16 protein-coding genes and 1 pseudogene are annotated in these 23,429 nt (G+C 68.9%); 7 read left to right on the top strand and 10 right to left on the bottom strand.

What is annotated here, in order from left to right; genetic code table 11:
- Positions 1-405 precede the first annotated feature (405 nt).
- A complete protein-coding gene (locus ACFWPS_RS23120) occupies positions 406-1,086 on the bottom strand; it encodes an SMI1/KNR4 family protein (protein WP_383707959.1) in 681 nt (226 codons plus the stop codon).
- A 450-nt stretch (positions 1,087-1,536) separates the two neighbouring features.
- Between ACFWPS_RS23120 and ACFWPS_RS23115 the strand changes: the two genes are divergently transcribed.
- Complete coding sequence (locus tag ACFWPS_RS23115; protein WP_383707957.1) at positions 1,537-3,681, top strand: protein kinase; 2,145 nt, start codon at positions 1,537-1,539, stop codon at positions 3,679-3,681.
- Positions 3,682-4,343: 662 nt separating this feature from the next.
- Entirely contained in the window at positions 4,344-4,772 is a 429-nt protein-coding gene (locus ACFWPS_RS23110; protein ID WP_383707955.1) for a hypothetical protein, read from the top strand.
- On the opposite strand, the gene ACFWPS_RS23105 is transcribed toward ACFWPS_RS23110, so the two are convergent.
- The 4 genes from ACFWPS_RS23105 to ACFWPS_RS23090 form a co-directional block, all read right to left on the bottom strand.
- Positions 4,759-5,322, bottom strand: coding sequence for a transposase (locus ACFWPS_RS23105; RefSeq protein WP_383707969.1), 564 nt, complete (start codon positions 5,320-5,322; stop codon positions 4,759-4,761). The genes ACFWPS_RS23110 and ACFWPS_RS23105 overlap by 14 nt on opposite strands.
- Positions 5,319-5,861, bottom strand: a complete 543-nt coding sequence (locus ACFWPS_RS23100) for a winged helix-turn-helix domain-containing protein (RefSeq protein WP_266417665.1) — start codon at positions 5,859-5,861, stop codon at positions 5,319-5,321. The genes ACFWPS_RS23105 and ACFWPS_RS23100 overlap by 4 nt, the downstream gene beginning before the upstream one ends.
- A 188-nt stretch (positions 5,862-6,049) precedes the next feature.
- Positions 6,050-6,916 (bottom strand): hypothetical protein, encoded by an 867-nt coding sequence (locus ACFWPS_RS23095; protein WP_383707953.1) that lies wholly within the window; start codon positions 6,914-6,916, stop codon positions 6,050-6,052.
- A 509-nt stretch (positions 6,917-7,425) separates the two neighbouring features.
- Positions 7,426-8,877 (bottom strand): amidase, encoded by a 1,452-nt coding sequence (locus ACFWPS_RS23090; protein WP_383707951.1) that lies wholly within the window; start codon positions 8,875-8,877, stop codon positions 7,426-7,428.
- Positions 8,878-9,249: 372 nt separating this feature from the next.
- On the opposite strand from ACFWPS_RS23090, the gene ACFWPS_RS23085 reads away from it, so the two are divergent.
- From ACFWPS_RS23085 to ACFWPS_RS23070, 4 genes are all read left to right on the top strand, one after another.
- A complete protein-coding gene (locus tag ACFWPS_RS23085) occupies positions 9,250-10,476 on the top strand; it encodes an acyl-CoA dehydrogenase family protein (RefSeq protein ID WP_383707949.1) in 1,227 nt (408 codons plus the stop codon).
- 5 nt (positions 10,477-10,481) lie between these two features.
- Positions 10,482-11,741, top strand: a complete 1,260-nt coding sequence (locus ACFWPS_RS23080) for a CaiB/BaiF CoA transferase family protein (protein WP_383707947.1) — start codon at positions 10,482-10,484, stop codon at positions 11,739-11,741.
- A 178-nt stretch (positions 11,742-11,919) separates the two neighbouring features.
- A complete protein-coding gene (locus ACFWPS_RS23075; RefSeq protein ID WP_383707945.1) occupies positions 11,920-12,840 on the top strand; it encodes a UTP--glucose-1-phosphate uridylyltransferase in 921 nt (306 codons plus the stop codon).
- A 301-nt stretch (positions 12,841-13,141) separates the two neighbouring features.
- Complete coding sequence (locus ACFWPS_RS23070) at positions 13,142-14,314, top strand: 4-hydroxybenzoate 3-monooxygenase (protein WP_383707943.1); 1,173 nt, start codon at positions 13,142-13,144, stop codon at positions 14,312-14,314.
- Positions 14,315-14,407: 93 nt separating this feature from the next.
- Here ACFWPS_RS23070 and ACFWPS_RS23065 read toward each other — a convergent pair.
- Positions 14,408-15,490, bottom strand: a pseudogene (locus ACFWPS_RS23065) (RNA-guided endonuclease InsQ/TnpB family protein); the annotation flags it as partial.
- A gap of 164 nt (positions 15,491-15,654) precedes the next feature.
- Here ACFWPS_RS23065 and ACFWPS_RS23060 point away from each other — a divergent pair.
- Entirely contained in the window at positions 15,655-17,265 is a 1,611-nt protein-coding gene (locus tag ACFWPS_RS23060) for a methyltransferase (protein WP_383707941.1), read from the top strand.
- A gap of 275 nt (positions 17,266-17,540) precedes the next feature.
- Here ACFWPS_RS23060 and ACFWPS_RS23055 read toward each other — a convergent pair whose 3' ends face one another.
- The 4 genes from ACFWPS_RS23055 to mmsA form a co-directional block, all read right to left on the bottom strand.
- Entirely contained in the window at positions 17,541-19,223 is a 1,683-nt protein-coding gene (locus ACFWPS_RS23055; protein WP_383707939.1) for a pyridoxal phosphate-dependent aminotransferase, read from the bottom strand.
- A gap of 195 nt (positions 19,224-19,418) precedes the next feature.
- On the bottom strand, positions 19,419-20,573 hold the full coding sequence (locus ACFWPS_RS23050; protein ID WP_383707937.1) for an aldose epimerase family protein: 1,155 nt from the start codon (positions 20,571-20,573) through the stop codon (positions 19,419-19,421).
- 52 nt (positions 20,574-20,625) lie between these two features.
- Complete coding sequence (gene mmsB, locus ACFWPS_RS23045; RefSeq protein ID WP_383707935.1) at positions 20,626-21,870, bottom strand: multiple monosaccharide ABC transporter permease; 1,245 nt, start codon at positions 21,868-21,870, stop codon at positions 20,626-20,628.
- Positions 21,867-23,417, bottom strand: coding sequence for a multiple monosaccharide ABC transporter ATP-binding protein (mmsA, locus tag ACFWPS_RS23040; protein ID WP_383707933.1), 1,551 nt, complete (start codon positions 23,415-23,417; stop codon positions 21,867-21,869). The genes mmsB and mmsA overlap by 4 nt, the downstream gene beginning before the upstream one ends.
- Between the last annotated feature and the right edge of the window lie 12 nt (positions 23,418-23,429).

Below are 23,429 nucleotides of genomic sequence, written 5' to 3'. Positions count from 1 at the left end.
TCCTTACGGAGCGATCATTCGCAATTCCTAATTGGCAGCCGAGTCGTCGTGGGGCGCCGGGCGGCCAATCACTGAGAGCCACAAGCGGCAGAGCTTTTTCAACCACACCCGGCGCCCCTGGGTGAATGAACCATACGAAGGGCTCACCACGTCCCGCAGAACAACGTAGGGAGCTTTTCCGGCTCAAGGTTCACCGGCGGCACGGTCGATCTCTCACGTGCGGAAGGCGCAGCGCCGGCTGGCCTGGTTCCGCCGACCGGGTCGCCTTTGCCGACGGGACTCAACCTGCCCTCAACCTGGCATCCGGCCGGGTCTTGAGGGGCTGTGCCAAGAGTCGGCAAGCCGACGGTGCTTTCGTCACTTGGCAGGCCGCATTTCGTCGGTGAGAAGCACAGGGCGTCGGGCCTATGGTGCTGACAGGGCTGTGTGCTCGGCTTTCTGCAGCCAGTCGGTGTACCAGCGGGCGAACCTCACGGGCGTACCGTCCTCGCCGAGGAGCGGGGCGAGGTCGACGTCGTCCACCCGGCAGTCGGACCAGATCGTGCCGCGGTGGCTGCCGCTGATGATCAGCCACTCCCTCTGGGCGCAACCCAGGTGGGAGATCACGATCGCGCCGGCGGTGCGTTCCGGGGCGAACATGGCTGCCACCCATCGCTCGTCCCACGCCTCCATGGCGTCGTCGAAGTCCTCGCTGTCATCGAAGTTCTCTTCCTCAGGGCACTGGGCAAGGAGTTCCTCGAGCAGCTTCGGGTCCGGACCCTGGTCGGGAAACGGTTCGGCCAGCCTCGACAGGTCGACCATCTCCGCGCCGTCGCCTTCCCAATGCCAGCGGCCCCGCACGCGTCGAACGGGGAACAGGCCGTACGCGGGGCCAGCGCCACCTGCACCAACGTGAAGCAGGAAGGCTCGGTATTCCTCCGGCAGCTGCACGCCTATCTGAGCCTCGAGTTCGGCAAGCTCGCCCTGGGTGAGCGGGTCCTCCACGACCCACTTGTGCCCCAACGCCCCGAACACCTTGCTGCCCGCAGGCCCTGCAGCCGCCGCCTCGACCCGCTGACGTACTCCCACCCACTGCTGATCAGTCATGAGCCCAGACCGTACGTGCCGCTGCTGACATCGAGGTTGCCAGGCCCACTGCCACCGCGAGAACAGCCTGGCACCCCAGGTCTCTCGGTACATCACGCACACCGGCCAACTGAAGCGCGCAGTGGCCAAGTAGGGGGTTCTGACCGTGGTTACGTGATAGCTACGCCAGATGCCTGTCGCCCACTGCTACATCCGGCTGTCACACCACAGGAACGCGGTCAGAGTCGTGCCGGAAGCTTTGCCCGATGGTGACGCGGTGCCGTGTTGGGGCGGACCACGGTTAGCTCCTCGGCGGTGCGCCACCGTGCCCCGCCTTGTGATCGCACTCCGTCAAGCGACGCCACGAAATGCGCTAGCGTCCGTGCTGCCCGCAGCAGCTGGGACTGCAAGCCTCTAACCCACGTTGAGGTGTGGGGAGGGCTCGATCACCGCGGAGTCGCAGGAGGGGCCTTGAGCTGGCAGGACGAGAATACGCCGCCGGTGGTCGGGGAGTACCGTGTTGAGCGCCGCATCGGCGCGGGTGGCATGGGGGTCGTCTATCTGGCTGTGTCGCCGTCGGGCCGACGTGTGGCCCTGAAGATCATCCGAGGGGAGTTTGCGTACGACGCCGATTACCGCGCCCGGTTCCGGCACGAGATCGAGGCCGCTCGGCAGGTCAGCGGGGCGTTTACGGCCTCGGTGGTGGGCGCCGACGCTGATGCCGATCCTCCCTGGATGGCGACGCAGTACTTTGACGCCCCGACGCTCTCGGAACACGTGCGCGAGAACGGCGCGTTCGGCGAGGACGCTGTGCGACGGCTGGGTCGGGGACTCGCCGAGGCCCTGCGTGACATCCACCGGGCCGGTCTGGTGCACCGCGATCTCAAGCCGGGCAATGTGCTGCTGCCCGAGGACGGCCCCCGTGTCATCGACTTCGGTGTCGCCCGGGTACTGAGCGCGGAACCGCTGACACGGAGCGGCAAGGTCCTGGGCACGGTTTCCTTCATGGCACCGGAGCAGCTGAGCATGCCGCGCGAGGTGGGGGCGGCGGCCGACGTGTTCGCACTGGGCGGGGTCCTGACGTATGCGGCGACGGGCCGGGGACCGTTCGACGGCGACACGGGCACCCCACCCATCGCGGTCGCCATGAAGATTGCCCATGACGCTCCGGACCTCGCGGGAGTCCCGCTGGCCCTGCGTCCCGTCATCGAGAAGTGCTTGAGCAAGGACCCCACCGGCCGGCCCTCCGCCGCCGATCTGCTCGCTATGCTTCAGGAACAGGGGATAGAGACAGCAGGGCCAGAGGAACCTGAGAAGACGACGGAACCGGAAGGCTCCGCACTTGGTCCCCGGCGACGGCTCCGGACGCGCACCTACCTGCTTGCCGCTGTCACCGTTATTGCGGTGACAGCGGCGGTCCCAGTGCTTCTGGGGGGCGATGCGGGAGGAGCTCAGGGTGACGCCAAGGGCTCGGCATCGCCCTCGGTCCACGCCTCGTCGACACGAACTGCTCCCGCCATCGAACCAGTTGCGGCTCTGCGGCCGAAGGGGTGGGGTTTGTGGGAGAAGAAGCCGACCATCACCACAGAGCACCACGACTATGACAGCCTCCCCTCCTGTGCCGGTACCGGGGATGTACTTGTGTGCACGGAGGTCGGTGTGGTGGCTGAACGGATCGACGTCGCCTCTGGACGGACGATGTGGAGCAAGCCGTACACAGGCCCTTCCACGGATACCGGCTCGGTCGTGGGGTTCGCCGGAGACACGGTCCTGGTCGACGACGCGCGGATCGACGCAAAAGGCAGGGAACAGCTCAAAGGCTTTGACGTGAAGACCGGTGACCTGCTGTGGTCCGCCTGGATGACATCGCCAAGCTTCAGCGTGCAGAAGTCCACGGTCACGACGGTTGACCACCCGGAGGCGGACCGAGTCCGGATCGACCGCAGGGATGCGCGGACGGGAAAGCTGGTCGGGTCCAGAACCTTTCCCGCCGGCGAGTACTCCACCGTCTTCTGCGGTGAGGACGGTGCGCTGTATCTGCTGGAGGCCGCGGCAGATGAAGGCTTCATCGCATCCGTCGCCGTCCTTGATGACGCCACGCTGCGCACGACCAAGGTTCTCGCCACTTTCGACGATGACCCCGGCACGCCGGTGGCGGCCGACGGCGGCACGGTGACCTTTCTGCTCGACGGCCGGAGCGTCACCCGCGTCTCCAGGGCGGACGGAAGCACGGAACGCCTTCCCCTCAGGAACGCTCCAAAGGGCACTGCGCGCACGCAGGGCGACACGCTCTACATCAGCCGGGCGGACGGCATGCTGGCCTCGTACGACCTCCGGACAGGCCGGCGAAACTGGACCGTGGAGACGGGAGGCGAATCTCCCGTTCGCCCGGTGCTCGCCGGCGGCCGGCTGTACAGCTCGGCCGTTGACGGGCGGATCACCTGTGTCGATGCTGCGACGGGAAAGACCTTGTGGCGCAGTGCGGCACGACGCGACCCGAACCTGAGCATCGAGAGTCCGCTCGACGAGCGCCCCGAACCCGTGGTGCTGAACGGTGTGGTGTACGCGGGAGCCAGCACGGGATCCGTCTTTGCGGTCGCCCCGACCACAGCGTGAGCGTGCGTGAAGAGAAGAGCAGCCCACCCGCGAGACTGACGCCGTAGTCAGGTAGGCGCGAGGACGGTGCCGACTCGTCACGCACAGAACGACGCTGATGGCCGGAGTGGCAACTGGGGCGCTGCGTCCCAGTGATCCGTACGTCGGCTGCAGGCCAATCGGATACGCACCCGAGGCGAGGCATCACGGACGAGCGGTCACAGCCAAGTAGGGCGCTCAGTCACAATTTTCCATCCTAGACGCGGGACCCCACCTCCACTCTTGTGACTGAGCGCGGCACCTGGCCCGAAAGGACAACTGCGACGCTCAGAACCGACCCAACGACAACGTCTAGAGATCTTTAACGGCTGGGGTTACGAAGGAGCACATCCCCTTGAGCGGGCCGTGGGCGCCGCGCGGAGCCATCGATTTGGCAAGGTCGACCGCCATCGGTGGCAGGCTGCTGCTCGCCACAGCTGTCGCATACGACATCTACGATGTGGCGACGCCGCCGAGCGGCCCAGCGCACGCAGACGGCCGTGCACGACGGGGCGAGCTTGGCGGGCCGGCTTGCGAGCGCGGGCTACGGCGCCAGTGTCAGCTCCTTCGGCGGGCAGGTCGGGCTGTGGTCGGCAGCGGGATCGGCGAGGGCAATTGTGGACGGAATCGAGGATCTGTTCCAGATGAGGAACTGGCTGGCAAGGCTGCTCAGGAAGGAGCGGCACCGCAGTGCGGAAGTGGACTCGGTAGCGGTCTCGTCGCCGGGCCCGGTGTGGAGCGATCCGGAGATCCCGGACGAGGAGCGCGCGGTTCTGCTCGTATGCCTCCTTGAAGACCCCACGGCGCGCGAGGACGAGCAGGAGGACGCGGCGTCGGGTCTGGAGTTCCTGTCTGGTCCGTTCGTCGAGGCGGCCTTGATCAGGGCCATCCGGGACGGCGACTTCAACAGCGACCTAGCCCAGGCCTGCGCCGAGTCCCTCGCCGGCATCTGGGCCAGGGAGGGCCAAGTCGATGCCGCCTTCCTGGCGGAACTGCGCGGCCTGGCGAAGGAGCTGATCTTCGGCATCCTCGGCAACCGCGCCCCGCACTTGCTGCCCCCTAGCGCCCTCTAGAGATCTTTAACGCCTGGGGATGCGGCGGTTGGAGGGTGAGGCCGGTTTTGGCGATGAGGCCATCGATGAGGCCGGGTCGGTACTGCATCTGTTTGAGCCGGGTTTTCACCAGTACGGTGAGCTCGTCGAGACTGTGTTTGGTGAGGTTGGCCAGCGACCGTTTCAGGTGCGACCACACGCCCTCGACCGGGTTGAACTCCGGAGCGTATGGCGGCAACTGGTAGACGGTCAGCCATAATCGGGCGTCGATCAGCCGCCGCATGGTGCGGCTGACGTGCGTGTTCAAATTGTCCCAGACCAGCACGACCGGGCCGCCGAGCTGCTGGTGAGCGGCATCAAGCAGGTGGGCGTAGTCGGTCTCGGCGAAGCCCTTGCGTCGGTCTTTGGCGGGGCCGCGGTCGAGGTGGATGCGATAGATCAGCCGTGGCCGGTGGCCGGCCTTGGTGCAGATCAACGCCGCCATCGAGACCCGTTTGGTGCCCGCGGCGGTGACCTTCACGAGCGGGGTGCGGCCTCGGCGGCCCCAGGTGCGGCCTTTGGGCGGCCTCAGGCCCTGACCTGCCTCGTCCTCGAAGCAGAGCCAGGCGCCCAAGTCCGCCGCCCTCTTTTTATGACGGGCCACCGCTCGTCCTTCCAGGCGGCGATCTTCGCCTCGTCCCGCTCGGTGGCCTTGCGGGCCGGGACCTGCACGCTCCAGCCAATGCGGTGCAGCAGCAGATCCAGCCCGGCCAGGGTGTACTCGGCCCCGAACCGGCGCCGCACGATCTCGCCGATGCGGACCAGCGTCCAGCACTGGTCACTCCAGCCCGACGCGGCCGGACCGACCTCCAACACCGTCTCCAGCACGCGTAGCTGGTCGGCATCGAGCTTGCATCTGGCGCCACCGGGCCCCTTGGAGACCAGCGCCTGGCGGCCGCCCGTGGCCAAGGCCCGACGCCAACGGTTCGCCGACATCCTGGTCACCCTGAACCGCCGAGCCACCTCCCCGTTACTGGCCCCGGCCTCGATCAAGTCAGCCGCCGCAAGCCGGACCTGCTCACGCCGATCCCGCTCCTCGGCCGTCAGCCCACCGCCATCGGGATACCTCATCTCTCCGGCATAGCGCGGCCCACGACAACCGTCACGACCCCCGTAACCCCAACCATTAAAGATCTCTAGCGCAAGCTCGCCCGCCTGTCGGTGTCGAGCCGTGCGACCCGCGCCTCGACCGTGGGTCCGTCCCCGGCGTGAACGGATGGTCGACGACCGGGTAGAAACGGCCTTTCCAGTGCCGGGTATCAGCTGCTGAGGTCGAACACGCCCCAGGTGGTGAACGGCTCGGCCTGGACGTAGATCCTGCTTCCTCGGCCGACAACCCGCCGACGGCCGGGGGCAGAGCCATCGGGCAGGGTGAGCAGGCCGACGTCCGTTGGCTCGACGGATGCTTCGATGATCTTTCCGTGGGCAAGTCGGTCCCGCTCCTCGCCGTAGCCGCCGTAGAAGGCGACCCGCTCACCGTGGACGGCCACCGCATGGGAGCCCCGTACACGGTTCGCCCACACCCTCACGGGCCGATCGGTGCGGTCGGGGCGTATCTCGACGAGCGGGAAGTCCGTGTAAGGGCACGCCCAGGCGACGGTGCCCGACACATTCAGGGCGTAGCAGTCGAAGAGACCGGGGATGCGGGCGTCGTCTGACGTCCAAGCGAGTCGGCCCGTGGCGCTCCAGCAGCGGATTCCCACCGGGTTCTCGTCGAAGTGCCCGACCCAGATATGGCCGGTCTCGTCCACGAGCAGGTGCTCGATGGCGTCCCCGACGGAGAAGGACGAGGTCTCGCGGCCGAGCGCGTCGAAGACCTGGACCTGGTTCGCGTCCTCGTACCGGCGGGCGCGAGACGCGGCGACGACAAACCCGCCGTCGGGCAGGCGGTCCAGGTGCGGCCAGCGGGCCCGCACGGCGCTCAGCTCGGTGAGCTCGACGTTGCCGCCCGGATCGACGGAAACGACCAGCGCGTCAAAGGGCAGGACATCGCTGCCGGGCTGCGGAGCGCGTTCGGCAAGCAGCCAGTGGGCGACGCCGAAAACGTCGACGGTACTGGTCAGGACATGGCGGTCGTGGTGCGCTCGGGGGAGGTGAGCGTAGGGAACGAGGACGGTCTTCTGCACTGGCGGGCTCTCCTGAGTGGGCGGTCGGTCACGGCCATCGGGCGCTGCGGTGAGCGGCGGTCGGCGGCGCACGAGCGGTGGAGAGCGGAGCGGGGCGCCTAGACGGCATGGCCCTTTCTGGTCGTCATGAGGCGATCCTGATCGACATCCGACCTGGGGACAAGCCATTTCGGCGTGCCGCCTCAGTGATCCGTACCGTCTACGAGGCGTGCGTTTTCCAGACCCTGCGCGACCCTCTGCGCTGCAAGGAGATCCGGATGGTCGGCGCCGACAGGCAGTCGAAGACCGGCGAACAACCCAGGTCAGCCCTCTCCGGCGCTACCTGCCCGCCAACTCAGACGCGGGTCACTACGGGCGCCGCACCCGAAGTCACGAACTCCCGCCACCTGACGGCACATCAGCCAAGTACACTCACGAACACGCCCCCGACCAGCAGGAATAGCGAACTGCAACTGGAGTACTAGCTCGTCATCCGCACCTCGTCCTCGACGGACACCCGGTGGTACGCCCTACCTCGGTGCCTGGAAGCCGCCGATCTTCTGCTCGAGCAGTTCGGCCAGCCGCAGCGGGGTGCGGTCCTCGAACATCGGGCCGATGAGCTGCACTCCCACCGGCAGACCCTCGGGGGACCGGCCCGCTGGTACGGCGGTGGCGGGCAGGCCGGGCATGGTGGCCAGACCGGCCCAGACGAGCTGGTCGAAGTACGGGTACCCGACGCCGTCGATGTCGATCCGGCGTTCCAGCGGATTGGGGTTGTGGTCGTGCGGGAACGCGGGAGTCGGCGTGATCGGACACACCACGGCATCGAACTCGGCGAAGAGCTGCCGCCAGCCGTGACGGTGGAGCTCGCGACGGTTGTTGGCCTCGATCCAGTCGCGGTGGCTGAACACCATGCCACGCAGCCGCGCCGCGTCGAGGCTCTGGTCGTCTGCGCTCAGTCCGGCGGCGTGGGTCCGCAGCTGCTCGTACGCTTCGACGGGAAAACGTGCGGCAGAGCCCGAAAACAGCAACTGCGTGTAGAGCGTCGCGGCTTCGGTCAGATCGGGCAGCAGCGGAGTGTGCCGTTCGACGCGGGCGCCGGCGTCGGCAAGCGCGTCGGCCACCCGGTTCACGCCCGCCCGCACAGCGGACCCGGTCGGAATGAGCGGATGCTCGTCGACTACCAGGACCCGGAAGTCGCCGAGCCGCTCGTGGCGCGCGGGCGGCAGCGTCAAGTCGTACGCCTTGCCGAGCGTCAGCGGGTCCGGTCCGGCCATGACGTCGAGCAGGAGCGTGAGGTCGCGGGCGGTGCGCGCCATCGGACCGGCGACGGCGAGGTCGAGGTCGACCGGCAATGGCGGTGCCGGCGGCGCGACCATGCCGCGGGTCGCCACCAGTCCGACTGTCGGCTTGTGCGCATAGATGCCGCAGAAATGCGCGGGGGTGCGCAGCGAACCGGCGAGGTCGGAGCCGATGGACAGCGCGCAGAATCCGGACGCCAGGGCCGCCGCCGATCCGCCGGAGGATCCGCCCGGCGTGCGATCGTGATCCCACGGATGGTTGGTGGTGCCGTAGATCTCGTTGAAGCTCTGGATGTCCTGCAGCCCCAAGGGCACATTGGTCTTGCCCAGCACCACCGCGCCCGCGGCCTTGAGCCGCGACACCTGTACCGCGTCCTCGGCCGGCACATGGTCCCGGTGCTGCGGCATGCCCCAGGTGGTGGGCAGCCCAGCCATGTTGTAGGACTCCTTGACCGTCACCGGTATACCGAGCAGCGGCCGGACCTCGCCCCGGGCGCGCGCCTGGTCGGCACCGCGCGCGGCGGCCCGCGCACGGTCGAAGTCCGGCACACAGATCGCGTTGATCACCTTGTCGTCGCGCTCGATACGGGCAATCGCCCCATCGGTCAGTTCCGCCGAGGTCACTTCACCGGCACGCAACGCGGCCGCCAATTCTTCGGCCGTCTGAAAACTCCAGTCCATGAATCCGACGCTACCGGCCTCTGAAGCAGGCCACGAAATGCCGCTTCGCGCAACGGGATAGACGTCTCAACTCATCATGTTGTTCTCCGGCCACAGAAAACTCGCCCGACCGCTGGCCAGGGCGACGTGGGCGGGCGATCACTCATGGGCCGCACCCGCACGCACCGCACTCCTCGCCGGTACCGGGCGCGAAGGGGCCATAAGGGTAGTTCGCCGCGACGAGGGCACCCCCTGAACGGCGAGGGCTCAAGGGAATCGGCGCGGGATCCGGGTCTAATCGCGCCGGAGAACCGAGACACCGCACGGAGAGTGGCGAGTGGCGAGGGGCTTCGAAGTCACGACCATGTCCCGCAGTGTTGGAGGAGGACTTCCATGGGCGCCACCCCGCTTCTGCCGACGCCGTCCGGTCCCTACCTGGGCAAAGGGCTGCTTCCGGCCGATTTCTATTCCTTCGAGGAACTGCTGACGGACAGCGAGCGGGAGAAGGTCGAGCGCGTCCGTGAATTCCTCGACACGCAGGCCGCTCCCATCGTCGACGACTACTGGGCGCGGGCCGAGTTCCCCTTTCAGCTGGTGGAGGGATTCGGCAGGCTCGGGCTCGTGGACTGGGCGGACCCGGACTCCGCGGAATCCAGGCCGAGCAATCTCCTCTCGGGGTTCCTCGCGCTGGAATTCGCGCATGCCGACGCGTCGTTGGCCACCTTCTCCGGCGTGCACACGGGGCTCGCCATGGGCTCGGTCCTCGCCTGCGGCTCCGAGGAGCAGAAGCGGCGGTGGCTGCCGGCGATGAGCCGCTTCGAGAAGATCGGAGCCTTCGGGCTGACCGAGCCGCACGGGGGTTCCGACGTGGCCGGCGGCCTGCGGACGACCGCGCGCCGCGACGGCGACGGCTGGGTCCTCGACGGGGCCAAGCGGTGGATCGGGAACGCGACCTTCGCCGACCTGGTCGTCATCTGGGCGCGGGACACCGAGACGAACCACGTGCTGGGCTTCGTCGTGGAGAAGGACACCCCCGGGTTCACGGCGACGAAGATCGAGAACAAGATGGCGCTGCGGATCGTGCAGAACGCCGACATCGTGCTCGAAGGCTGCCGCGTTCCGGAGGCCAACCGGCTGCAGAACGCGAACTCGTTCAAGGACACCGCGGGCATCCTGCGCCAGACGCGCAGCGGAGTGGCGTGGCAGGCCGTGGGCGTGATGTTCGGCGCGTACGAGATCGCGTTGCGGTACGCGAAGGAACGCGAGCAGTTCGGGCGCCCGATCGGAGGCTTCCAGCTCGTCCAGGACCTGCTGGTGAAGATGCTCGGGAACGCCACGGCCTCGTGCGGGATGGTGACGCGTCTGGCCCAGTTGCAGGACGCCGGGATCTACCGGGACGAGCACTCCGCCCTGGCGAAGGCGTACTGCACCGTGCGGATGCGGGAGAACGTCGGGTGGGCCCGGGAGCTGCTGGCCGGCAACGGCATCGTCCTCGACTACAAGATCGGCCGCTTCGTCGCCGACGCCGAGGCCCTCTACTCGTACGAGGGCACGCGGGAGATCCAGACCCTGATCGTGGGACGCGCCGTCACCGACGGCCTGAGCGCCTTCGTGAAGTGACGACGATGACCACCGAATCCGTGACCACCGAATCCGTCTTCACCGGCCTGAAGGTCCTCGACGCGTCCTCGTTCATCGCGGCACCGGCCGCGGCCACCATGCTCTCCGACTTCGGAGCGGACGTCATCAAGATCGAGCCGCCGGGGACGGGCGACCCCCAGCGGCGGCTGAGTTCGGTGCCGCCCAGTCCGCAGGCGCGGGCGAACTACGGCTGGCACCTCGCCAACCGCAACAAGCGGGGCATGGTGCTGGACCTGAAGTCGCCGGCGGCCGTCGAGGTCCTCAAACGGCTCGTCGAGTGGGCCGACGTGGTGATCACCAACTTCCCGCACGGCACGCGCGAGAAGCTGCACCTCGGCTATGCGGAGGTCTCGGGCTGGAACCCGAGGGTCGTCTACGCCGACCTCACCGGTTTCGGGGACACCGGCCCCGACGCCCGGCAGCCCGGCTTCGACCTGACCGCCTACTGGTCGCGCAGCGGCCTGCTGGCCGCCACCCGCGACGCGGGCGCCCCGCCGACCGTACCGGTCTGGGGCAGCGGGGACTACACGACGGCGATCGCCGTCTACGCGGCGATCACGACCGCCCTCTACCGCCGTGAGCGAACGGGACAAGGGGCCGACGTGGGGACGTCACTGCTCGCCACCGGTGTCTGGGCCACCGGAACCCTCGTGGCCGGCGCCCTCGCCCACGGCACACCCTTCGAGCTGCACGACCGGAAGGCGCCGGCGAACCCGCTGGTCAACCCCTACCGGACCGCGGACGGCGAGTGGTTCATGCTGGTCGCCTCACCCGCGCGGTGGCAGGGGCTGGCACGCACCGTCGGACACCCCGAACTGCTCGATGATCCCCGGTTCGCAGACCTGGAGGGCCTGGTCGAGCACTCCGCCGCGCTGGCCGAGCTGCTCGACACCGCGTTCCGCTCGCGGCCCTTCGCCCACTGGAAGGAAGCGCTGGACCGGGAACGCATCACCTACAGCCTCATCCAGACGCCGGAAGAGGCCGCGCGGGACCCGCAACTGCGCGAGAACGGCATCGTCGTGCCGCTGGCAGGAGTCAGCGGGCTGGCGGAGACCGTCGGCAGCCCGGTCAACCTCCGAGGGGTGCCGAAGGTGCCGGCGAAACGGGCGCCGGACCTGGGCGAGCACAACGAAGAGATCCTCGCCGAGCTGGGATTCGGCCCCGCCGAGATCGCCGAACTGCATGCCCGGGGAGCCGTCCCCGACGCCCCGGAGCCGGAGCCGGAGCCGGAGCCGCCGCGCTGAGCACGGCCTCGGAGAAGTCCGCGGGCCGCAACGTCCGCCCCGCTCCATCTCGACTTCGCCTGGAAGTCGCCTGGAAATCGCCTGGACGAAGGGAGCCGGACGGCGGGCGTTTCCCGAGCGGCACAAGGTCCGTTGGTAGCGTCCGCGTACCCCGTGCCGTTCGACCGAGAGAGACCTGATGTCCCCGACGATCCGCAGGGCCGTGATCCCGGCCGCCGGACTGGGCTCCCGCCTGCTGCCCCTGACCAAGGCCACGCCGAAGGAGATGCTCCCGGTCGGCGACAAACCGGTGATCGAGCACACCGTGCGCGAGCTGGTGGACTCGGGAATCACCGACATCACCATCGTCGTCTCGGGCGGGAAGAGCCTGATCCAGGACCACTTCCGGCCCAACCCGGGACTCGTCGAGCAGTTGCGCCACGACGGGAAGACGGCCTACGCGGACGCCGTCGAGGAGGTCGCCGAACTGGCCCGCAAGGGGCACATCACCTACCTCGACCAGTACGGCCCGTACGGCAACGGCACCCCCGTGCTGAACGCCGCCCGCTCCTTCGGCGACGAGCCCGTCCTCGTGCTCTGGCCCGACGACGTGTTCGTCGCCGAGGTGCCCCGCGCCCAGCAGCTGATCCGCGCCTACGAGCAGACCGGCTGCCCGGTGCTGGCCCTGCTGCCGATGGACCCCGCCGACTCCCAGCGCTACGGCGTGCCCATAGTCAAGGAGGACCTCGGCGACGGCCAGCTGCGCATCACCGGCCTGGTCGAGAAGCCCGCGCCGGCCGACGCCCCGTCGCCGTACGCGGCCATCGGCGGCTACGTCGTCACCCCTGGCATCATCGACGAACTGCGCGAGCAGACCCGCCGCTGGTACGAGCACCGGACCGGCGAGGTGTACCTGACCGACGCCATCAACGCCTACGCCACCAGCCGGGCCGTGTACGGGCAGGTGATCCAGGGCAGTTGGTACGACACCGGCAACCCGGCCGACTACCTCGTCGCCCAGATGGCCTTCGCCCTCGCCCACCCCGAGTACGGGCCCGTACTGCGCGGTCTGGTCAGCAAGCTCGACGAGGGGCAGGGCGACGCGCGGCGTACGGTATGATCGTTACAGAGCTGGTCGCCGTAACTCACGGTGGCTGGTGCTGCGTTGGTGGTCCAAGGAAAGACGCCCCGCTTCCTGCGGGGAAATGCAGGTGCAAGGCCTGCCCGGCGCTCGATCCGGTGCCCGTTCGCATTCGATGCGGACGGGCACCGCGCCGTTTCCACGCCGTTTCCGCGCGTCCTCGGCAGCTCACGTCCCCCTCGGCAACCCTTTAGGGGTAATTAGCCCACTTCTTCAGCTTCCATGCCGTATTGGGCTGATATGAAACCTTCTGGACAAAGGGCAACTCCAGGGGTGGGGAATGACAACAGCACAGGTCGGTGTAGTGATCGTCGGCGCCGGCCCGGCAGGGCTCGTACTGGGGAACCTGCTGCTGGACCGGGGCATCGACTGCGTGATCCTGGAGCGGCGCGACCGGGCCGCGGTGGAGGGCAGGGCCCGGGCCGGATTCCTCGCCGCCCACTCCGTGCGCGTGCTGACGGAGCACGGCCTGGCGGCCGGCCTGCTGGCCCGCGGGAAGACCCACACCACCTGCCTGTTCCGCAGCGACCACGGCCAATTCACCCTGGACTACGGAAAGTCGGGCCTCGGTGAGCCGCACACCGTCTACCCCCAGCAGGAACTCGTACGGGACCTGGTCGCCGAGTACCTGCGGCGCGGCGGGGAGATCCGGTTCGCCGCCGAGGCGGCGGAGGTGGCCGAGGAAGCGGCCGGGGGCCGGGTGCGGGTGCGCGGCGGCGCGGACGTCACCGGGCGGTACGTCGCCGGCTGCGACGGGCACCGGGGGATCGGCCGCGCCGCACTGACGGCCCGCGGCACCCGGACCGCCCGCCGGGACCACGGGGTCTCCTGGCTGGCCGTGCTGGTCGCCGCCCCTCCCAGCCTGGAGGCGGTCGGATACGCCCTGCACGAGCGCGGGTTCGCCGGTCACATGGCACGGACCGCCGCCGTCACCCGCTACTACCTCCAGTGTCCGCGCGGCACCGATCCCGCGGACTGGAGCGAGGACCGGATCTGGGCGGAGCTGGCGGCCCGGCTGCGGACCGCCGAGTTCGGTCCGCTGTGCCAGGGCGCCGTCCTGGAGAAGGCGGTCGTGGACCTGCGCTCCGACGTCCTGGAGTCACCGGGCGCCGGGCGGCTGTGGCTGGCCGGCGACGCGGCCGGACTCATCAGCCCCTCGGCCGCCAAGGGCGCCAACCTCGCCGTACTCCAGGCCGAGTTGCTGGCCCGTGCCCTCGAAGGGGCAGTGGCCCACGGCGACGGCACGGGCCTCGCCCGGTACGCCGCCGACTGCCTGCCCCGCGTCTGGCGGGCCCACGAGTTCTCGCACTGGATGAGCGGCCTGCTGCACGGCCCGGCCGGCGAGGACGACGAGGCCCGCTACGGGCGTGCGCTGCAGTACGCCCGCCTGGAGAGCCTGCGCACCTCCCGCACGCACCAGGACTTCTTCGCCGAGAACTACACCGGCATCTGACCCCCGGGGCCCATCGTCCCCGGTTCTTCCTGCCCACGGTCACGATCACGATCACCGGGAACCCTTCTTGACTTCTTCCCTCGCCCAAAAGAGCTAAAGGCTGGAGATTCCAGCGGTCACCCGCTGGGTTTCCTGCTTCACCGACGACTGCCCCGTCCGGGAGGACTCCCGTTGAGGTCTTACACCGTCTCCACAGGCTGCTGCCGCCAGCCCGGCGGTCAGGATGTTGCGTGCCGCGTTCCCGTCGCGGTCATGGACCGTGCCGCAACGCTCACAGGTCCACTCGCGGATGTTCAGCGGCAGCTTCTCTCGGACCGTGCCGCAGTTCCCGCACAGCTTGCTGCTGGGGAAGAAGCGGTCGATCACGACGAGTTCGCGCCCGTACCAGGCGCACTTGTACTCCAGCATGGAGCGCAGTTCCGTCCAGGCCGCGTCCGAGATGGCGCGCGCGAGCCTGCCGTTCTTCAGCAGGTTGCGGACGGTGAGGTCCTCGATCACGACCGTTTGGTTCTCGCGGACGAGTCGAGTCGAGAGTCTGTGCAGGAAGTCCCGGCGCTCATGCCTCGGGTTGGTGATCTTCTCCCCGGTCGACAGGGTCACCAAGGAGGTGATCCCGGCGTCCAGGCCGACCGCCGCGTCTGTGGCGGGGGCCGGGCTGATGGTGTCTTCACACAGAAGGGACACGAACCAGCGGCCCGCGCTGTCCCGCGAGACGGTCACCGTGGACGGCTCCGCGCCCTCGGGCAGCGGACGCGACCAACGGATGTTCAAGGGCTCCACCGTCTTCGCCAGTGTGAGACGACCGTCCCGCCATGTGAAACCGGAACGGGTGTACTCCGCCGACGCGCGGGACTTCTTCCGGCTCTTGAAGCGCGGGTACTTCGCTCGCTTGGCGAAGAAGTTTGCGAACGCTCCTTGCAGGTGCCGCAATGCCTGCTGGAGCGGGACGGAGGACACTTCGGCGAGGAAGGCGAGTTCTTCGGTCTTCTTCCACTGTGTCAGCGTGGCGGACGCCTGGACATAGGAGATGCGGCGCTGCTCGCCGTACCAGGCCCGAGTGCGGTCTTCCAAGGCCTTGTTGCAGACGAGGCGGACGCAGCCGAACGGGCGCGACAGCTCAGCCGCTTGCTCGCCCGTGGGGTAGAAGCGGTACTTGAAGGCCCGCTTGACCTGCTGCGTCGTATCTCACATTTTATCAGCTCCCATGTGAGCCAGAGGTGTCGGCCGGTGGCCGGTAGACGCAGAACCGCTCTGACGGCGGTTCTGCTTCCCCTGCTCTGCTCCGAAGGAGTCCGTTTCCTACTCGGTCTGAAGGCCGGGGAATCCACGGAGGAACCTCGATGAACCTCTCCGTCGTACAGGCATGTCTGACGGAAACCGACCTGGTACGCATCCGGCGCGCGGCCGACCACGTCCGCGACCACGACACGGACCAGGTCCTCGCCGAGCTGCTGCCCGGCCTGACGGCCGACGAGCGGACCGACGTCGCCCGCCACCTCGGCTACGACCACACCGCCGTACTGGTCTTCCCCGCCTCCCTCGACGGGCTCCGCGACGAACTGCGCGGCGCAGGCCTCGACCCCGGCCCCGTCGCACCGAGCGTGGTGGTGCGCCGGCGGCTGGCCCGGCGCTACGGCGCCGCGGTCGGGGACAGCACGGTCGGGATCGTGCACGTGCCCGTGGCCGGGCGGACCGTGGAGATCTTCGCGCTGCCCGTGCCGCCCGGCTCCCCGCTGGAGGCCGTCGCCGCCGACGAACGCGCCACGGACCACGAGTCCCACCACGCCTTCGCGGTGACCGCACCGGGCCGGGTGATCCCCGCCGGACTGCGCACCCTGCTGACGGAGCGCGGCGGGGCGGTCCCGGACGGCGGTGGCTACAACAACCACGAGAACGTCACCGTCCTCTACTTCCGCACCGCCGCCCACCGCCGCTTCGAACTCCGCCTCCCCGGCCGCCAGGAACCCCTCCCCGACCCCACCCTCGCCCTCCTCGGCGTGATGACCGGCGCCTGGGCCACCCAGGCCGTCCGCACCATGGCCGAACTGGGCATCGCCGACCACCTGGCCGCCCACCCCGCCCTGGACACCACCACCCTCGCGACCCGCACCGGCACCGACCCCGACGCCCTGCACCGACTCCTCCGCTACCTCGCCACGCTCGGCCTACTGACCTCGTCCCCCGACGGCACGTACCACCTCACCGCCCTCGGCGAACCCCTGCGCACCGGCACGGACCACTCCCTCCACCCCCTCGCACTGCTCTACGGCGGCCCGTTCTACGACTCCTTCGCCGGGCTCCCGTACGCCGTCAGCACCGGGCAGGAAGCTTTCGCCCACCGCTACGGCGAGCACCACTTCCGCTACTTCGCCGCCCGCCCCGAACTGAGCGACCTCTTCCACCGGTCGATGGCGGCGAGCGCGGAGATGTTCACACCGGTGCCGGACCTCGTCGACTTCTCCGGCGTACGACGCGTGGTCGACGTCGGCGGCGGCAACGGCGCACTACTGGGCCGGGTCCTCCGGGCCCACGACCACCTGCACGGCGTCCTGCTGGAACGCCCCGAGGCCCTGGAGACGGCCCGGTCGGAACTGTCCGACCTGCCCGGCCGCTGCACCTTCACCGCGGGCGACTTCACGGACTCGGTCCCCTCCGGCGGCGACGTCTACCTCCTGTCCCGCGTCCTGCACGACTGGGACGACGACCGCTGCCTGACCATCCTCCGCCGCTGCGCGGAGGCGATGCCCCAGGGCAGTCGCCTGCTGATCGTGGAACGCCTGCTCCCCAGCGACACTGCGGCGGCCTGGGACCTCCACATGCTGTGCAACGTGGGCGGCAGGGAGCGGGAGGAGGCCCATTACGGGCGCCTGCTGGAGGAGGCGGGCTTCAGGCAGGTGGCCTGCCACACGTTGCCTCTGGGAGCGTCGCTTCTGCACGCCGTGCGAGGCTGAGCGCTCCACCGCGGGCCGGTGGGGGCTGGTCGCGCAGTTCCCCGCGCCCCTTACGGGGCACGATTCCGGGTACGGGGCTGATCAGCTTGCGGTGGGGAGACGCGTCCCGAAGGGGCGCGGGGCTGTGTTGAATCTGCGGCTACCGCCGCGTGGGCGCGACCGGCCACGGCGACTTGTGACCCCGCCCAGATCAAGCGCCCCGTAAGGGGCGCGGGGAACTGCGCGACCAGCCACGACGGCGCCGCATCCGGCCACGCACCGTACCCCTACGGCGATCAGCCGGCCTGCCCCATCCCCGCCGCATTGGGCCAGCTCTGCGCGTTCGGCCACCCGGTGGCCGGTGCCGGGGCCAGGTTCGGGGCGGGCGGCGCGGGCGCCGTCATCCCCCGTACCTGCGCGGCCGTCAGCCCACCCCGGGCCGGCACCCCGGGCGGCGTGGGCCCGGCCGGCGCGGGTGCCGGGACCGGGGTCTGCATCTGTATGGGCATCGGAGCCGGTGCGGGCGCCTGGGCCATCTGGGCCATCTGAGCCAGGGGTGACATCTGAGCCACCGGCGCCATCATCGGCTGTTGCTGGGGCTGTTGCTGAGGCTGCTGCATCTGCATGGGCATGGGCATGGCTGCCGCCGGCATCGGCATCCCGACGCCGTCCTGCTGCGCGGCGACGGGGAGCGGCATGCCAACGCCGGCGGCGGGAGCGGCGGCGAGCCCCGGGACGGGCATCGCGCCGACGGCCTGCGCGAGCTGTATGCCCGCCCCGTTGGTCTCGCTCACCAGCCGGTCCACCGCCGCCGTGCCCGAGCTGTAGCTGGTCCCGGTGCTCAGCTCGGGCACGGCGGCTCCCCTCCTGGTCCCGTAGAGCACCTGTTCCATGGCGGACACCAGGCGACGCACGTCCACCTCGGGGCGCACCACGAGACGCAGGAAGCGGCTGGAAGAACCGATCTTGTTGCCGCACTCGCGGACCAGGATCCGGTGCTCGGTGAGCATCCGGTCCCGCACCACGGTGCCCTCGGCGCCGACGGGAAGGCGCACGAAGAGGAAGTTGCCCTGCGAGGGGTACACCGTCAGGCCGGGCAGCAGGGAGAGCTGGCTGGCCATCTCCAGACGGTCACGGCGCACCTGCAGCAGGCTCTGCGCGTACTCGGCGCCGTGCTCCTTGAGCATGAAGACGACGTACTCGGCGAAGGCGTTGAGGTTCCACTTCGGGAGCATCGAGCGGACCTTGCCGGCGAGCGAGGGGTTGGCCACCATGTAGCCGAAGCGGATGCCGTGCAGGCCGAAGTTCTTGCCGAGGCTGCGCAGCACGATGACGTTGGGCCGCAGCATGGCCTCCTGGACGACGCTGGGCTCGGCCTCGGCGTCGGCGAACTCCAGGAACGACTCGTCGATGACGATCAGGTCCAGGTCGGCCATGGCGTCCATGAACTGCACCAGCTGCTGCTTGTGCAGGAAGCCGCCGTCGGGGTTGTTGGGGTTGCAGACGACGGCGACCCTGGTGCCCCGCTTGCGGATGAACTCGGCGTACTGCGAGAGGTCCAGGGCGAAGCCGTTGGACTCCTGGAGCGGGAACATGTCGACGCGCTTGCCGGTCTCCATCGGCTGGTCGGTCCAGCGGCCGAAGGTGGGGACGGGGATGGCGAGGGACTCGCGGACCAGCAGGTGGTCGATCCAGGTGATCAGCTCGGTGGAGCCGTTGCCCATGGCCACGGCCTGCGGCGGGAGCTGGAGGAGCTGGCACAGCTCGGCGGTGATGGTGTCGGCGCTGCTCGGGTAGAAGGTGATGATGTCCTTCAGCCGGGCGGCCATCGTTTCCATCATGGCCGGGGTGGGGAAGTAGGGGTTGCAGGGAATGCAGAAGTCGACCGGGCCGGTTCCGTCGCCCCCTTCACGGGTCAGCGCCGCCATCGACGGGCTGTGAGCACCGCTACGGAACAACGAGGTGACGCTGCCGGCCATTGAACCTCCGTATGAGGCGGGCCCGATGGGGACGTTCGGGCCCGTCGTCTAGGGCGGCCCGCGCGGGGGAGCACGGGCCGCCCTTGAATACGGATGCGGCAGAGGCGCTGTTCAACGAGTGTGAAAAAAGTGTGAGTTTACGTTTCTTCCCCGGCGTGGACGCGACCAGCCCCTTACCGGCCGCGCCCACGCGCCTCAGGCGTCGAACGTGTGAACCGTCCGCGTCCTGTAGACCTGCCCCGGCCGAAGCACCGTCGACGGGAAGTCGGCGTGGTTCGGCGAGTCGGGGAAGTGCTGTGTCTCCAGGCACAGCGCGTCACCCTGCCGGTAGGTGCGCCCGCCCGTCCCCGTCAGCGTTCCGTCGAGGAAGTTCCCGGAGTAGAACTGCAGCCCCGGCTGGTCGGTGGCGATCTTCAGTGTGCGGCCGGAGCGCGGGTCGCGCAGCGTGGCCACGTGCTCGGGCTTCGCGGTGATGCCCTTGTCCAGGGCCCAGTTGTGGTCGAAGCCCTTGGCCTGCACCTGCTGGACGTGCCCGGCCCGGATGTCCCGCCCGATCGTCTTCGTCTCACGGAAGTCGAACGGGGTGCCGCGGACGGTGGCCAGCTCACCGGTGGGGATCAGCCCGGAGTCGGTCGGCGTGTACTTGCCCGCGGCGATGGTCAGCTCGTGGTCCTCGATGGTCCCGCTGCCCTCGCCGGCGAGGTTCCAGTAGACGTGGCTGGTGAGGTTGACGACCGTGGCCTTGTCGGTGGTGGCCTCGTAGTCGATGATCCACTCGCCGCGCCTGGTGAGGGTGTACGTCACCTTGGCCTTGAGCGTGCCCGGGTAGCCCATCTCGCCGTCGACGCTGGTGTAGTGCAGGACGAGGCCGACGTCGGAGCCCTTCACGAACGGCTCGACGTCCCAGACGTGCTTGTCGAAGCCCTGGGTGCCGCCGTGCAGGCTGTTCACACCGTCGTTGACGGAGAGCTGGTAGCTCTTGCCGTCGAGGGTGAACTGGCCCTTGGCGATGCGGTTGCCGTAGCGGCCGATCAGGGCGCCGAAGTACGGGGTCTTGGCGACGTAGTCGTCGATGTTGTCGAAGCCCAGGGAGACGTTGGCGTAGTGGCCGCGGCGGTCCGGGATCTCCAGGGTCTGGACGACGCCGCCCCAGTTGAGGACCTTCAGGCGGGTGCCGCCGTTCTCCAGCGACCAGCGGTAGATCTTCGTGCCGTCGGCGAGCTTCCCGAAGGACTCCTTCACCGGCTTCCTGCCTCCCGAGGCGGCCTCGGCCGTACCGCTGCCGAGGGTGGTGGCGGCGATGCCCGCCGCCGCGGCTCCTGCGATGACCGTGCGTCTGTTCAGTTCCATGTGCGGCTCCCACAAAGGTGGGGCCCCGCCTTCCGGCGGGGCCCGAGCTGACTTACGAACCGGACTTGCGCTTGTTCCACACGTCGAATCCGACCGCCGCGAGCAGGGCGAGGCCCTTGATGACCTGTTGCCAGTCGGTGCCGACGCTGAGGAGGTTCATGCCGTTGTTCAGCACGCCGAGGACGAGACCGCCGATGATGGCACCGAGGATGGTGCCGACACCGCCGCTCATGGAGGCGCCGCCGATGAACGAGGAGGCGATCGCCTCCAGTTCGAAGCCGTCGCCCGCCTTCGGCGAGGCCGCGTTCAGCCGGGCCGCTACCACCAGGCCGGCCAGGGCCGCGAGCACGCCCATGTTCAGGAAGACGTAGAAGGAGACCTTCTTGTCCTTGACGCCGGACAGCTTGGCCGCCGGCAGGTTGCCGCCGATCGCGTAGATGTGCCGGCCGAAGACCGCGTTGCGCATCACGTAGCCGTAGCCGACGACCAGCGCACCCAGGACGATCAGGATGATCGGGGCGCCCTTGTAGCTGGCGAGCAGCAGGGTGAGGACGAGGATCGCGGCGACCAGCGCGGTCAGCTTGAGCAGGAACAGCCGGGTGGGCGGCACGTCCAGGGCGAACTCCTGCTGGCGGCGCCGGTCGCGGAACTCCTGCCAGACCACGGCGGCGGCCAGCGCGAGGCCCAGCAGCAGCGTGATGTTGTGGTAGTTGGTGTGCGGGCCGACCTCGGGGAGGAAGCCGTTGCCCAGGTTCTGCAGGCCGTTCGGGAACGGGCCGATGGTCTGGCCCTGGAGCAGGATCTCGGTGAGACCGCGGAAGAGCAGCATCCCGGCGAGGGTGACGATGAACGACGGGATGCCCAGGTAGGCGATCAGCAGGCCCTGCAGCGAGCCGGCCACGGCGCCCATCGCCAGGCACAGGATCAGCGCGACCGGCCACGGCACCCCGTGATTGACCGTCAGCACGGCCGCGAAGGCGCCCACGAACGCGGTCAGCGAGCCGACCGACAGGTCGATGTGCCCGGCGATGATCACCATCATCATGCCGATGGCGAGGATCAGGATGTAGCTGTTCTGCAGGACCAGGTTGGAGACGTTGCGCGGCAGCAGCAGGTCCCCGTTGGTCCACACCGCGAACAGGGCGACGATCAGACCGAGCGCGATCAGCATGCCGTACTGGCGCATGTTGCGGCGCAGCCCGTTCAGCACCAGCTGGAGCAGCCCGCCGTCATCGTCGGGGGCGCTCCAGCCCGGCGGCACGGGGGCCGGGCTCTTGGCGGTGACATCCGTGCTCATCGCGATACCTCTTTGTCCTTCGTCATATGGCGCATCAGCACTTCCTGCGTGGCCTCGGCCCTGGGCACCTCGCCGGTCAGGCGGCCCGCGGCCATGGTGTAGATGCGGTCGCACATGCCGAGCAGTTCGGGCAGCTCGGAGGAGATGAAGACGACCGCCTTGCCCTGGGCGGCGAGCTGGTCGATGACCGTGTAGATCTCGTACTTGGCGCCGACGTCGATCCCGCGGGTCGGTTCGTCGAGGATCAGCACGTCCGGACCCGCGAAGATCCACTTGCTGAGGACGACCTTCTGCTGGTTGCCGCCCGACAGCTTGCCCACCGGCTCGAAGACCGTCGGCGCCTTGATGTTCATGGACTTGCGGTAGCCCTCGGAGACCTGCCGCTCCTCGTGCTCGTCCACGATTCCGCGCCGGGCGACCTTGTTCAGCGCGGTCAGCGAGATGTTGCGGTTGATGGTGTCGATCAGGTTGAGGCCGTAGTGCTTGCGGTCCTCGGTGACGTACGCGATGCCGTGCCCGACCGCCTCCGCGACCGACTTGGTGCGGATCTCGGTGCCGTCCTTGAGGACCGAGCCGCCCGCGTAGCGGCCGTAGGTCCGCCCGAAGACGCTCATCGCGAGTTCGGTGCGGCCCGCGCCCATCAGGCCCGCGATGCCGACGATCTCGCCGCGCCGGACGTGGACCGACACGTCGTCGACGACCTTGCGCTCCTGGTCGATCGGGTGCCGCACGGTCCAGTTGCGGATCTCCAGGGCCGGTGCCGCGTCCGTCTCGCCCTCGTACGCGGTCCGCTCCGGGAAGCGGTGGTCGAGGTCGCGGCCCACCATGCCCGCGATGATCCGCTCCTCCGTCGTCTCCTTCGACTTCACGTCGAGGGTCTCGATGGAGTGACCGTCCCGGATGATCGTCACCGAGTCGGCGACCCGGCGGATCTCGTTGAGCTTGTGCGAGATGATGATCGAGGTGATGCCCTGGTCCTTCAACTCCAGGATGAGATCGAGGAGTTTGCCGCTGTCCTCGTCGTTCAGCGCGGCCGTCGGCTCATCCAGGATGAGCAGCTTCACCTTCTTAGACAGTGCCTTCGCGATCTCCACCAGCTGCTGCTTGCCCACGCCGATGTCGGTGACGCGGGTCTCCGGGTGGTCGTCGAGACCGACCCGGCGCAGCAGCTCGGTGGCGTGCCGCAGGGTCTCCCGCCAGTCGATGAACCCGCCCTTGGCGTGTTCGTTGCCGAGGAAGATGTTCTCCGCCAGGGAGAGGTACGGCGACAGCGCCAGCTCCTGGTGGATGATCACGATGCCGCGCTGCTCGCTCGCCCGGATGTCACCGAACCTGCAGAGCTCCCCCTCGAAGAGGATGTCCCCCTCGTAACTGCCGTGCGGGTGGACGCCGGAGAGGACCTTCATCAAGGTCGACTTGCCGGCGCCGTTCTCCCCGCAGATGGCGTGGACCTCGCCCTGGCGGACGGTCAGTGTGACGTCCGACAGCGCCTTGACGCCGGGAAAGGTCTTGACGATCGAGCGCATTTCCAGGACGGGTCCCGCCATGGTCGTGCCTTC

It is taken from the genome of Streptomyces sp. NPDC058457 (genome assembly GCF_042720695.1).
Classification (GTDB): Bacteria; Actinomycetota; Actinomycetes; order Streptomycetales; family Streptomycetaceae; genus Streptomyces.
This window is presented reverse-complemented; position numbering and strand designations above follow the sequence as displayed.